General features: G+C 60.9%; 13 protein-coding genes. 8 read left to right on the top strand and 5 right to left on the bottom strand.

The annotated features are described in order from the left end of the window. Positions 1-332: 332 nt before the first annotated feature. From ACVTFQ_RS09670 to ACVTFQ_RS09650, 5 genes are all read right to left on the bottom strand, one after another. Positions 333-1,055 carry a Crp/Fnr family transcriptional regulator gene (locus ACVTFQ_RS09670; protein WP_470423808.1) on the bottom strand — a complete coding sequence of 241 codons (723 nt, stop codon included), beginning with the start codon at positions 1,053-1,055 and terminating at the stop codon, positions 333-335. 342 nt (positions 1,056-1,397) lie between these two features. Next, positions 1,398-1,580 carry a hypothetical protein gene (locus ACVTFQ_RS09665; protein ID WP_470423807.1) on the bottom strand — a complete coding sequence of 61 codons (183 nt, stop codon included), beginning with the start codon at positions 1,578-1,580 and terminating at the stop codon, positions 1,398-1,400. A 120-nt stretch (positions 1,581-1,700) separates the two neighbouring features. Next, positions 1,701-1,958 carry a hypothetical protein gene (locus ACVTFQ_RS09660; RefSeq protein WP_470423806.1) on the bottom strand — a complete coding sequence of 86 codons (258 nt, stop codon included), beginning with the start codon at positions 1,956-1,958 and terminating at the stop codon, positions 1,701-1,703. Between the two features lie 229 nt (positions 1,959-2,187). Continuing rightward, the gene (locus ACVTFQ_RS09655; protein WP_470423805.1) at positions 2,188-2,406 is read right to left on the bottom strand and encodes a hypothetical protein; all 219 of its coding nucleotides are present in this window, start codon (positions 2,404-2,406) and stop codon (positions 2,188-2,190) included. Between the two features lie 501 nt (positions 2,407-2,907). Further along, positions 2,908-4,116 (bottom strand): MFS transporter, encoded by a 1,209-nt coding sequence (locus ACVTFQ_RS09650; protein WP_112949824.1) that lies wholly within the window; start codon positions 4,114-4,116, stop codon positions 2,908-2,910. Positions 4,117-4,228: 112 nt separating this feature from the next. Here ACVTFQ_RS09650 and ACVTFQ_RS09645 point away from each other — a divergent pair, with 112 nt between their 5' ends. The 8 genes from ACVTFQ_RS09645 to ACVTFQ_RS09610 all read left to right on the top strand — a co-directional run bounded on the left by ACVTFQ_RS09645 (position 4,229) and on the right by ACVTFQ_RS09610 (position 12,773). Next, positions 4,229-5,050, top strand: coding sequence for an AraC family transcriptional regulator (locus ACVTFQ_RS09645; protein WP_313761019.1), 822 nt, complete (start codon positions 4,229-4,231; stop codon positions 5,048-5,050). Positions 5,051-5,219: 169 nt separating this feature from the next. Then, entirely contained in the window at positions 5,220-6,746 is a 1,527-nt protein-coding gene (glpD, locus tag ACVTFQ_RS09640; protein WP_112437066.1) for a glycerol-3-phosphate dehydrogenase, read from the top strand. A 45-nt stretch (positions 6,747-6,791) separates the two neighbouring features. Further along, positions 6,792-7,868: an ABC transporter ATP-binding protein gene (locus ACVTFQ_RS09635; RefSeq protein WP_111561980.1), complete on the top strand. Its 1,077-nt coding sequence runs from the start codon at positions 6,792-6,794 to the stop codon at positions 7,866-7,868. A gap of 12 nt (positions 7,869-7,880) precedes the next feature. Beyond that, complete coding sequence (locus ACVTFQ_RS09630; RefSeq protein ID WP_111561979.1) at positions 7,881-8,951, top strand: ABC transporter ATP-binding protein; 1,071 nt, start codon at positions 7,881-7,883, stop codon at positions 8,949-8,951. A gap of 3 nt (positions 8,952-8,954) precedes the next feature. After that, positions 8,955-9,821 (top strand): carbohydrate ABC transporter permease, encoded by an 867-nt coding sequence (locus ACVTFQ_RS09625; protein WP_037178749.1) that lies wholly within the window; start codon positions 8,955-8,957, stop codon positions 9,819-9,821. A gap of 37 nt (positions 9,822-9,858) precedes the next feature. Then, positions 9,859-10,674 carry a carbohydrate ABC transporter permease gene (locus ACVTFQ_RS09620; RefSeq protein ID WP_037178748.1) on the top strand — a complete coding sequence of 272 codons (816 nt, stop codon included), beginning with the start codon at positions 9,859-9,861 and terminating at the stop codon, positions 10,672-10,674. 15 nt (positions 10,675-10,689) lie between these two features. Next, positions 10,690-10,971, top strand: coding sequence for a DUF2160 domain-containing protein (locus tag ACVTFQ_RS09615; RefSeq protein ID WP_111561978.1), 282 nt, complete (start codon positions 10,690-10,692; stop codon positions 10,969-10,971). Positions 10,972-11,048: 77 nt separating this feature from the next. After that, positions 11,049-12,773 carry an ABC transporter substrate-binding protein gene (locus ACVTFQ_RS09610; RefSeq protein ID WP_047505507.1) on the top strand — a complete coding sequence of 575 codons (1,725 nt, stop codon included), beginning with the start codon at positions 11,049-11,051 and terminating at the stop codon, positions 12,771-12,773. Positions 12,774-12,863: the final 90 nt, after the last annotated feature.

Raw genomic sequence — 12,863 nt, 5'->3', positions numbered from 1 at the left:
AACGACTGCATGATCTGGAAGGAAGAATGTGGAGAGCCGAGGGAGTTACAGGCGCCCCAAGGCCCTCCACGTGCCGAGCAAGACGTTGGGAGACTATCTCAGCGGCGAAGAAACCAGCGCAAAGCCGATTAGTTCCACGGTGGCTAGAACCTTCGACCCGTACTGGGTCGGCGTTCATGTTAACGCCACGATAACGTAAAGCCGACCCAGCAACAGGGCGGCGAAGGGCCGTCAGCAACGAAAAGCCCTTCGCCTTGCCGCCACAATGGAACTGCAAACCACCTGTAGCGGCCTGTCCAAACATTCATTACTGCGAGAAGTTCCCGAAGGCTTCACTGGGCTGCCATGGCGTCAGGCGGAAGCTTTGCCAGCATGTCGAACCATGCATTCTCCGCCGCTCCATAGAAATCGCCGGCCGCAGTCTCGAGGCCTGGTCTATCGGTTATCTCGACAAAGCCTCTCTTTGATCGGATCCAGTGCTCGCCTTCAAAGATGTGCAGCCAGTCAGTGACACTCGCGCGGCGGGCGTTGATGTAGGCGCCGAGTTCGTCATGGGTGGCAACGATGACGTCACCGTCAATCCGGTCATGCATCATGAGGAGCTCTCTTGCGAGGTTCTGTTCGATGTTTCCCACCCGCCCGCTGGCGGCCAGCATAGCGGTTTGGACCGAACGCCACTCGCGATAGCGTTCGATACGGTCTCGCAACTCTTCGTCCCTCCTCACGAGCGCCATCAAGGCATCCGCTTGGATCTCGTATGCCCAGCCGTCAATCCGCGCCTGCGCGACAAAAAGGGCCGGAGATACCCCGGCGAGAAGGCTAGTACCTGTCATGCCGTCGCGTCCAACCATTCCTATCTCTACATCGATGGCAGAGGAGAGAGAAAAGACGACAGCGATTACACCCTCCTCGACGAAAAGCGCACTTCGAATAGCGTCGGGAGGATTTTCTATCCGCTCTCCACGATGAAACTGCCGTTTCGTCAAGAACGGTTGAAGAGACTGTCTCACATCAAGGGACAGCACATTCAGCAGGCGGTTTTGAAATGAAAGCATAATGTGGCGATATAGGGCGCTTCGACGCGAGCGACCATTTGGTACGAAAGCGTACGCTCGGCTTATTCCTCCGAATGAAGGATTCGCTTAGGCGGAAAAATCAAAAGTTCCCACGTAAGTGCCGCCCGAATGCCGTTTCGACCGTAATAGGGCGGTGGGGAGCGCCTAGAGAGGCATCTCCCCACCCTTCCAACTGCGGTCAGAGGCGGTGAGCCTGCCAAGGTCACCCCGCAGTCAGTGGACAAACATCCCTGTCGATAGTCTGTTCCAAGGGGAATGTGGAGAGCCAACCAGCGTTGAGGGACTTTAAGCTCTCCAAAAGCCGAGCGCGTCGTTGGGTGACTATCGCGGCCTTGCGATGACATGTTTGATACGCTTGTCGCCGATATTGAGCTCGCCGTAAGATACGACCATATCCACGCCAGCTTTTTCGGCTTCGGCAAGAGCCTCGGTCAGCCGGATCGCGTGACGCACGACGTCTTTTATGACAGCCAGTTGTTTATCGCCTCGCCCGTCGCTGCTCATGAATCGGATTCCTTTAGGGCCGCCTCCAAACCAAAGCTGACGTTCGTCACGGTGCGGTGCGGTTAGCGGTGCGGATAAAAATCGTCAGACCTTGCGCGAACCTAACCCTTCGGTCACTCGCTAAGCCGACAGTCGGGCCCGCATCGTCAAGTAGTACGACGTTTCCCGTTCGATTTCGGTGATAAGGCGCTCATACTCGGTGATGTGTTCGGTGTCTGGGCCAAGTTTTCTCAACTCGCGCAGGTGGAGCACGGCGATGCTGTAGGCTTCACACATCTCGCCGATCGATTGGCGGTGCTTAGACAGCGCACGGATCTCGGGAATTCGTAGCGCCAGCAAAGCCCAGCCATGGGAAACGTGGTCGATCTCGGTTTTCATCTCAGCGACACTCGTAGAACGCAATGGCAAATATACTGGCAAAGCCGACACGGTCCAAGATGGCCAAAAGTCTGACGCGGGCTCACTCGACCAGAAGGGGTTAGTAGCGGCGAAGGATGCACGGAGAGTGTGGGGTGACCCTTCGCCTAGCTGGTGCGGCCAGATACGCAACTCGCACCAGCTAGGCAGACAACATCAAGATGCGAAGTTAGTTCCGGGCTGGTTCTGCTCATGTGAGTGGCTTCAGAAGGACGAGCCGATTACCGTTCGGCAGGTCAATCAGACCCTCATCCTTGATGGCGTACAGCGCGTTAACGATTGCGTCCTGGCTGATGCCTTGGCCGACGAGGGGCGGGCCAATCTCGTAGAGGCTGAGCGAAACCCCAGGTTCGAGATTCATCTCTTTCAGCAGCGTCAGAAGCGCGGATCTTGCGTCGATATCGGTCATTGATCAAATCTGCCCACAGCTAGCCAGTTTGGCAAGCCTGCCCGTTTCGTACGGCGCCAGTGGTATTGAGGTTGATAAGGTAAGACCTAGCAATCTGAATTCCGCAATAATATCAATGGGCCGCATTTTGGTCCCACCATCCGCTAACTATATGATTTTGGCCAATCCTCGCACAACTGCAGGGGTCGCCATTTTTCGGGAATTTCCCTCCCGGACTTGAATTCGCCACATTGACCTCCCATATGAAGCCCATCGGCATTGCTGGTCAGTGTTCCACACAGCGAACGCTCGCAGTTGCCGGTATCGCGTTTATGCTTTTGACCACGGATGTACTGGCACTGGTGTGAGATGCGAATAGGAAGGTCGGTGCGGTTTCGCCCCGGCCTTTTTTATTGTCTGGAATTCAGACGCCCAAGCTCTTCACATGATATTCAAAGACAAAAGGCCGAAGCGGGTGCTTCGGCCTTTTGTGGTTTTGATAATGTTGCGGCTTTGCTTCTGCTATTTCGCTGATGTTGCGTGACGCCGGCCTTTGCCGAGGTCCGGCAGGAAGACGGTGAGCAGGCCGAGCAGCGGCAGGTAGGAGCAGATGTTGTAGACGAACACGATACCCATGCGGTCCGCGACCATGCCAAGTGCCGCGGCGCCGATGCCGCCGATGCCGAAGGCGAAGCCGAAGAACAGGCCGGCGATCATGCCGACACGTCCGGGCACCAGTTCCTGCGCGAAGACGACGATGGCCGAGAAGGCCGACGCCAGGATGATGCCGATCACGAAGGTCAGCACGATCGTCCAAGTGTAGCCCGCATAGGGCAGCGCCAGGGTGAAGGGCAGGGCGCCGAGGATCGAGAACCAGATGGTGAACTTCGTTCCGAACCAGTCGACGATCGGGCCGCCGGCGACCGTGCCGATGGCGACAGCACCCAGGAAGACGAAGAGCAGGATCTGCGCCTCTTTGACCGACACCTGGAAGCGCTCGATCATGTAGAAGGTGTAGTAGCTCGAAAGGCTGGTCATGTAGACGTATTTCGAGAAGACCAGCATGGCGAGGACCGCGATCGACATGATCACCTTGGCGCGCGGCAGCACGACGGCAGGCACCGCGGCCTTGCGGCCGGCATTGGTGCGGCGGTGGTTCGAATACCAGACGCCGACACGCCACAGGATGATCATGCCCGTCAGAGCCGCAACCGAGAACCATGCGACGCTGGTCTGTCCGCGCGGCAGCACGATGAAGGCGGCGGCCAGCGGGCCGATGGCCGAGCCGAAATTACCGCCGACCTGGAACAGCGATTGCGCCAGACCGTGGCGTCCGCCGGACGCGAGGCGCGCGACGCGCGAGGATTCCGGGTGGAAGACCGCCGAGCCGAGGCCGACGACGCCGGCGCCGACGAGCAGCACCCAGTAGGCATGCGCATAGGCGAGCAGCACCAGACCGATCAGCGTGAAGCCCATGCCGATCGAGAGCGAATAGGGGAGCGGGCGCTTGTCGGTATAAATGCCGATCAGCGGCTGCAGCAGCGAGGCCGTGACCTGGAAGACCAGGCCGAGCAGGCCGATCTGGGTGAAGTCGAGACCGTAGCCCTCCTTGATCATCGGATAGAGGGCCGGGATGAGCGACTGCATCGTGTCGTTCAAGAGATGGCAGAAGCTGACTGCCATGATGATGCTGAAAACCGTCTGTTCCGCGGAGTGTTTCTCCGCCGTCATTGTACCTGTCGTCACGATGTTCCTCCTGAGAAACTGACTATCCGCATAGTCTCCTTGCGGTAGTCCCGCTTTCGTGTTTTGGTCTCATTCTTTCGCGATTGGGCCAGGGCTTATGAAAGCATTGCAAAATATGACGTCTGCGCAACTGGCGAAGCTCCATGTCGAGCGGTTGGCGGCCATCGAGGCGGCGTCCGAGCCGGTTCACACGATCCCGTCCGAATATCCCTCGGGCTATCACGTGGCCCCCCATCGGCACAGCCGCGCGCAATTCGTCTATGCGCGCACCGGCGTGGTCATGGTGTCGTCGCGACAGGGGCGCTGGATGGTGCCGCCGGAGCATGCGCTGTGGATACCGGCCGGGCTGGACCACTCGGTGGACATGCTGGGCGAGGTGACGATGCTTTCGGCCTATATCAGTTCGGATGCGCTGGTTGCCCTGCCTGAGGCCATACGCGTGGTCGTGCTCACTGATCTCGCGCGAGCGCTGATCATCGAGGCGGTGTCTCCGAGTGGTGACCTCAAGGGTTCGCGGCGGCAGCGGCTGGTGGTGGCGCTGCTGCTCGAGGAGATTTCGCGGCTGCCGGACCGCTCTCTCGGTCTGCCCATTCCCGGCGACGCCAGGCTTGCGGGGCTTTGCCGCGCCTTTCTGGCGAACCCGACCGCGCGGCTCCTGATCGACGATTGGGCCGAGCAACTGAACATGAGCCGGCGGGCGTTTACGCGCGCGTTCCGGCGCGAGACCGGCATCAGCCTTTCGACATGGCGGCAGCAGGCCGCCTTGTTTACGGCGTTGCCGCGGCTGGCGGCGGGCCAGCCTGTGACAACAGTTGCGTTCGATCTCGGTTACGAAAGCGTGGCGGCGTTCACCACCATGTTCAAGCGCATGCTCGGCGCGCCGCCGCGCGCGTATTTCAGGGTTGCCGAGCCCAATTGAAATTCCTCGATAATTTCGAATGCAAGCGTTTCGCGCTGTCACACGCCCGACATCGGCGCGCGCCATAACTGTGCGAAACATTCGTTTGACATTCGAATGAGTTTCGCTTTAACTGTTTTCACTTTCGCAATTGCGTTGTCTTGTTTGCGTTGCGGCATTTTCTGGGGGCATGGGACGCGTGAGCGGTCAGATTCACGATCTTTTCGTTATCGGTGGCGGCATCAACGGCTGCGGTATTGCGCGTGACGCGATCGGGCGCGGCTATTCCGTTGCGTTGGCCGAGATGAACGATTTCGCCTCCGGCACGTCCTCCGGCGCCACCAAGCTCATTCACGGCGGCCTGCGCTATCTCGAGCATTACGAGTTTCGTTTGGTGCGCGAATCGCTGATGGAGCGCGAGATCCTGTGGGCGATGGCGCCGCATATCATCTGGCCGATGCGCTTCGTGTTGCCCTATCACAAGGGCGGCATCCGGCCGGCATGGCTGATCCGGCTGGGGTTGTTCCTCTACGACCACCTCGGCGGCCGCAAGCTCTTGCCGCCGACCAAGGTGCTCGACATGCGCCGCGATCCGGCGGGCAAGCCTTTGAAGTCGCTATTCTCGAAGGCGTTCGAATATTCCGACGGCTGGGTGGATGACGCCCGCATGGTGGTGCTGAATGCGCGCGACGCAGCCGACAAGGGGGCGCTGATCATGCCGCGCACCAAGGTCGTCTCGGCGCACCGCGAGAATGGTGTCTGGGCGATCGAGACCGTGGATAGCGTGACCGGCGAGAAGCGGCACTTTCAGGCGCGGATGCTGGTCAACGCGGCGGGTCCATGGGTCGATCACGTCATTCGCGCCGCTTTCGGGCAGAACGAGGCGCGGCATGTGCGCCTCGTCCAGGGCAGCCATATCGTCGTGAAGAAGAAGTTCAACGATCCCCGGGCCTATTTCTTTCAGAACCCGGACAACCGCATCATCTTCGCGATCCCCTACGAGCAGGACTTCACGCTGATCGGCACCACCGATCGCGACTACAAGGCCGATCCGAAGGATGTGAAGATCTCCGACGAGGAGACGACCTATCTCTGCAAGGCCGCGAGCGAGTATTTCAACGAGCCGGTGCGGCCGGAAGATATCGTCTGGACCTATTCGGCCGTGCGTCCGCTGTTCGACGACGGCGCATCCAAGGCGCAGGAAGCGACGCGCGATTACGTGCTGAAGCTCGAAGGCGAGGGTGCACCGGCGCCGTTGCTCAATGTGTTCGGCGGCAAGCTCACCACCTATCGCCGGCTGTCGGAACACGCGCTGGAGAAGATCGGTGCGGCGATCGGCGCCAAGGGTGCCCCGTGGACGGCTAAGAGCCATCTGCCCGGCGGCGATTTTCCGGCGCAGGGATACGAGGCGGAAGTTCGCAAGCTGAAGGGCAGCTATCCGTTTCTCATCGATACGCATGCCCGCCGCCTCGTTCGCCGCTACGGCACGAAGGCTGCGGTGCTTTTGGGACAGGCGCGCGGGACCGAGGATCTCGGGCGCTGTTTCGGGAGCGACCTCTATGAGGTGGAGGTTCGCTACCTGATCGAGCGCGAATGGGCGAGACACGCCGATGATGTGCTCTGGAGGAGAACGAAGGAGGGCTTGCGCCTGACGAGGGAGCAAGCCGCGGTTTTGGAGGAGTACATGGCCGCGCTACCGGCTCAGATGGCCGGATAAAAGAGCGGCATGTGGTCCCCGCTGTGAGGAGGCACGGGAACCTGAATGCTGGAATTGCGAAACATCGCAAAGACGGTGGGCGCGGATACGCATATCCACGCGACCGATCTCGCGTTTGAACGCGGCACGCTGAACGTGCTCCTGGGGCCGACCCTGTCTGGCAAGACGTCGCTGATGCGGCTGATGGCCGGGCTCGACCGGCCGACCAGCGGGACGATCCATTTCGATGGCGTCGATGTCACCGGCATGCCGGTGCAGAAGCGCAATGTCGCGATGGTCTACCAGCAGTTCATCAACTATCCCGCCTTCACGGTCTACGAAAACATCGCCTCGCCGATGCGCATATCCGGCAAGGATGCCGCCACCATCGATCGCGAAGTGCGCAAGGCCGCCGATCTGCTGCGGCTGACGCCCTATCTCGACCGCACGCCGCTCAATCTCTCCGGCGGCCAGCAGCAGCGCACCGCGCTTGCCCGCGCGCTGGTCAAGAACGCCAGCCTCGTCTTGATGGACGAGCCGCTTGCCAATCTCGACTACAAGCTGCGCGAGGAGTTGCGCGCCGAGTTGCCCAGGATCTTCGCGCAATCGGGCGCCATCTTCGTCTATGCGACGACCGAGCCATCCGAAGCGCTGCTGCTTGGCGGCAATACGGCGACGCTGTCCGAGGGGCGGGTGACGCAGTTCGGGCCGACGATTTCGGTCTACCGGAGCCCACGCGATCTCACCACCGCCAAGACCTTCGCCGATCCGCCGCTCAACTTCATCGACGTGGTGAAGGCGGGCGCGACGTTCCAGCGCGACGGGCGAGCGGTGTTTACTGTTCCGGCGCATCTGGCCGGCATGGCCGACGGGCCGGTGACGGTGGCGTTTCATCCGCATCATCTCGGGCTTGCGGCGCAAACGCCGGGCGCCGTGCAACTCAAGGCGCGCACGCAGCTTTCCGAAATCACCGGCTCGGAGAGCTTCGTCTATCTCGATTACGAGGGCGTGCGCTGGGTGATGCTGGCGCATGGCATCCACGACATCGATCCGGACACCGATATCGACGTGTTTCTTGATGGCCGCCACCTGATGGCGTTCGACACCAGCGGTCGGGCGATCTCGTCCGGCGCAACGGCTTGAAGGGGTAGGGACATGGCACGCATCACGCTCGACCACATCCGTCACGCCTACGGGCCGAACCCGCAATCAGACAAGGACTACGCGCTGCGCGAAGTCGACCACGAGTGGAACGACGGCGGCGCCTATGCGCTGCTCGGGCCGTCGGGCTGCGGGAAGACGACGCTGCTCAACATCATCTCCGGCCTGCTGCAGCCCTCGCATGGCCGCATCCTGTTCGACGGCAAGGACGTGACCAATCTCGCGACGCAGGCGCGCAACATCGCGCAGGTGTTCCAGTTCCCCGTCATCTACGACACGATGACGGTCTACGACAATCTGGCCTTTCCGCTGCGCAATCGCGGCGTATCGGAGCCCGAGGTCGATCGTCGCGTTCGCGAAATCCTCGAGATGATCGATCTGACGCCCATGGCGCGGCGCAAGGCGCAGGGGCTGACCGCCGACCAGAAGCAGAAGATTTCGCTCGGTCGGGGATTGGTGCGCAGCGACGTCAACGCCATCCTGTTCGACGAGCCGCTGACGGTCATCGACCCGCATATGAAATGGGTACTGCGCTCACAATTGAAGCGGCTGCACAAGCAGTTCGGTTTCACCATGGTCTATGTCACGCACGACCAGACGGAAGCGCTGACTTTTGCTGACAAGGTCGTCGTCATGTACGAGGGCGAGATCGTGCAGATCGGCACGCCCGCCGAGCTCTTCGAAAAGCCGAGCCACACCTTCGTCGGGTACTTCATCGGCTCGCCCGGCATGAACGTCCTGCCGGCAAAGCTCGATGGCAACAGAGTGACGATGGGGGCTGAAAGCGTGACGCTCGACTACGCGCCGAAGGCCGCCGCGGGCGCCAAGACCGAGCTCGGCATCCGGCCGGAGTTCATCCGCCTCGGGCGCGAGGGCATGCCCGTCACCATCAACCGGGTCGAGGATATCGGCCGGCAGAAGATCGTGCGGGCGGATTTCGCGGGCCAGCCGATCGCCATCGTGTTGACGGAGGATGCCGAGATCCCCGCGGAGGCGCGGGTCACCTTCGATCCCAAGGCCATCAACATCTATGCCGATTCCTGGCGCGTCGGCAGGGAGGGCTGAGCCATGAACAAGACCTGGAACAACAAGGCCTGGTTTCTGGTGCTGCCTGTGCTGGTGCTCGTCGCCTTCTCGGCGGTGATCCCGCTGATGACGGTCGTCAATTACTCGGTGCAGGACACGTTCGGGAACAACGAATTCTTCTGGGCGGGCACGGACTGGTTCGTGCAGACGCTGCAATCCGATCGCTTCTGGGCGGCCTTGCAGCGCAATCTCGCCTTCTCGCTGATCATCCTGGCGCTCGAGATCCCGCTCGGCATCTTCATCGCGCTCAACATGCCGAAGAAGGGGATCGGCGTGCCGGTCTGCCTAGTGCTGATGGCTTTGCCGCTGCTGATCCCGTGGAATGTCGTCGGCACGATCTGGCAGGTGTTCGGTCGCGTCGATATCGGCCTGCTCGGCCATACGCTGGAAGCGATCGGGCTCGACTACAATTATGTCCGCGATCCTGTCGATGCGTGGATCACCGTCATCGTCATGGACGTCTGGCACTGGACGAGCCTTGTGGTGCTCCTGTGCTATGCCGGCCTCGTGTCGATCCCGGATGCCTATTATCAGGCGGCGAAGATCGATGGTGCGTCGCGCTGGTCGGTGTTCCGCTACATCCAGCTGCCGAAGATGAAGCGCGTGCTTCTGATCGCCGTGCTGTTGCGCTTCATGGACAGCTTCATGATCTACACCGAGCCCTTCGTCGTCACCGGTGGCGGTCCCGGCAACTCGACCACCTTCCTGTCGATCGATCTGGTGAAGATGGCCGTCGGTCAGTTCGACCTCGGTCCGGCGGCCGCGATGTCGATCATCTACTTCCTGATCATCCTGCTGCTCTCATGGATCTTCTACACCGTGATGACCAGCGGCGACGAGAACGCGTGAGGAGGAGAGGACCATGGCCCAAGCAACAACACAGACGATGAAATACAAGCCGGCCGGCAACTTCTCCTGGGTCGTCTCGACCGTTTACATCATCTTCCTGCTCTTGCCGATCTACTGGCTGGTCAACATGAGCTTCAAGGAGAATGCCGAGATCACCGGCACCTTCTCGCTCTGGCCGCAGAACCCGACGCTCAGGAACTACACGATCATCTTCACCGATCCGTCGTGGTACAACGGCTATATCAACTCGATCACCTATGTGGTGATGAACACCGTCATCTCGGTACTGGCGGCGCTGCCCGCGGCCTATGCCTTCTCGCGCTACCGGTTCCTCGGCGACAAGCACCTGTTCTTCTGGCTGCTCACCAACCGCATGGCGCCGCCCGCCGTCTTTGCGCTGCCGTTTTTCCAGCTTTATTCGGCATTCGGCCTGATCGACACCCACATTGCTGTTGCGTTGGCGCATTGCCTGTTCAACGTGCCGCTGGCGGTCTGGATCCTCGAAGGCTTCATGTCCGGCGTACCGAAGGAGATCGACGAGACGGCCTATATCGACGGCTACTCGTTCCCGCGCTTCTTCATCCGCATCTTCATGCCGCTGGTGGCATCGGGGATCGGGGTGGCGGCCTTCTTCTGCTTCATGTTCTCTTGGGTGGAGCTGCTGCTGGCCCGCACGCTGACGACCACGGCGGCCAAGCCGATCTCGGCGATTATGACGCGCACGGTTTCCGCCTCGGGGATGGACTGGGGCGTGCTGGCGGCCGCCGGCGTGCTCACCATCATTCCCGGCGCGCTCGTCATCTATTTCGTCCGAAACTACATCGCTAAGGGCTTCGCGCTCGGCCGCGTCTAAAAGGGGAGACCAGACATGAACTTTTCCTGGATGGCGTGGACGCTGCCGACCGCATTGTTCTTTCTCACGATCCTCGTGCTCCTGATCGGCATGAGCATCTGGGAATATCTGGCGCCGGGCGGCTCGCCGCGTGTGGGGGCCTTGAGGTTCGAGACCACGCGGGGAGACCGTCTCTTCATATCGCTGCTGGGAGCAGCGTTCATTCATCTCGCATGGCTGGGTCTCGTCGGGCCCAACCTGTGGTGGGCTCTTGGGCTTGCCGTAGTCTACGCCATCGGCGTGTTCCGCTACGTGTGAGGCCAGGGAGATACAGATGGCCGGGGGTACTGGCCGCCTGACGTGAAGACTGCAATCGCAAACCTTGGGAGGATATCATGCGACGGCATCTACTAGCGACAACAGCAGGCATCTTGCTGGCCATGGCGGGCTCCGCCTATGCCGGCATGGACGAGGCGAAATCATTCCTGGACAAAGAAGTCGGCGAACTCTCGTCGCTTTCGCGCGCCGATCAGGAAAAGGAAATGCAGTGGTTCATCGATGCCGCGAAGCCCTTCGCCGGCATGGATATCAAGGTCGTTTCCGAAACGCTGACGACCCATGAATATGAATCGAAAGTGCTGGCGCCGGCGTTCACCGCCATCACCGGCATCAAGATCACCCACGACCTGATCGGCGAAGGTGACGTCGTCGAAAAGCTGCAGACGCAGATGCAGTCGGGCGAGAACATCTACGACGCCTATGTCAACGATAGCGACCTGATCGGCACCCATTGGCGCTACCAGCAGGCCCGCTCGCTGACCGACTGGATGGCGAATGAAGGCAAGGATGTCACCAACCCGGGACTCGACATCAACGACTTCATCGGCACCAAGTTCACGACCGCGCCGGACAAGAAGCTCTACCAGCTTCCCGACCAGCAGTTCGCGAACCTCTATTGGTTCCGCTACGACTGGTTCAACGACGAGAAGAACAAGGCGGACTTCAAGGCGAAGTACGGCTACGACCTCGGCGTTCCGGTCAACTGGTCGGCCTATGAGGATATCGCCGAGTTCTTCACCGGCCGGGAAGTCAACGGCAAGAAGGTCTTCGGCCATATGGACTACGGCAAGAAGGACCCGTCGCTCGGCTGGCGCTTCACCGACGCCTGGCTGTCGATGGCCGGCAACGGCGACAAGGGCCTGCCGAACGGTCTTCCGGTCGATGAATGGGGCATCAAGGTCGACGAGAACTCGCGTCCTGTCGGTTCGTGCGTCGCGCGCGGCGGCGATACCAACGGTCCGGCTGCCGTCTACTCGATCCAGAAGTATCTGGATTGGTTGAAGGCCTATGCACCGCCGGCAGCGCAGGGCATGAACTTCTCCGAATCCGGCCCGGTGCCGGCGCAGGGCGAAGTGGCGCAGCAGATCTTCTGGTACACGGCGTTCACTGCCGATGCCGTCAAGCCGGGCCTGCCTGTCGTCAACGAGGATGGCACGCCGAAGTGGCGCATGGCACCAAGCCCGCATGGCGTCTACTGGAAGGACGGCATGAAGCTCGGCTATCAGGACGTCGGTTCCTGGACGCTGATGAAGTCGACGCCTGACGACCGCGCCAAGGCCGCATGGCTCTATGCGCAGTTCGTGACCTCGAAGACGGTCGACGTGAAGAAGAGCCATGTCGGTCTCACCTTCATCCGCGAATCCACCATTCGCGACAAGAGCTTCACGGAGCGTGCTCCGAAGCTCGGCGGTCTGGTCGAGTTCTATCGCTCGCCGGCGCGCGTGCAGTGGTCGCCGACCGGCACCAACGTTCCTGACTATCCGAAGCTGGCACAGCTTTGGTGGCAGGCCGTCGGCGATGCATCCTCCGGCGCCAAGACCGCCCAGGAAGCCATGGATTCGCTTTGCGCCGAGCAGGAAAAGGTCCTGCAGCGCCTGGAGCGCGCCAAGGTGCAGGGCGATATCGGTCCGAAGCTCGCCGAAGAGCATGATCTCGAATACTGGAACAAGGACGCGGTCGCCAAGGGCAACCTCGCTCCCCAGCTGAAGATCGAGAACGAGAAGGAAAAGCCGGTCACCGTCAACTACGACGAACTGGTCAAGAGCTGGCAGTCCCAGTAACGGGCGCCACGGCCGGGGCTTTAAACCCCGGCCAATCTCCATGCCGGCGGCACGCGAAGGCTGTCGCCGGCTCTCTCCATTTTCAAATCC

It is taken from the genome of Rhizobium sp. O111, from assembly GCF_055616315.1.
This window is presented reverse-complemented; position numbering and strand designations above follow the sequence as displayed.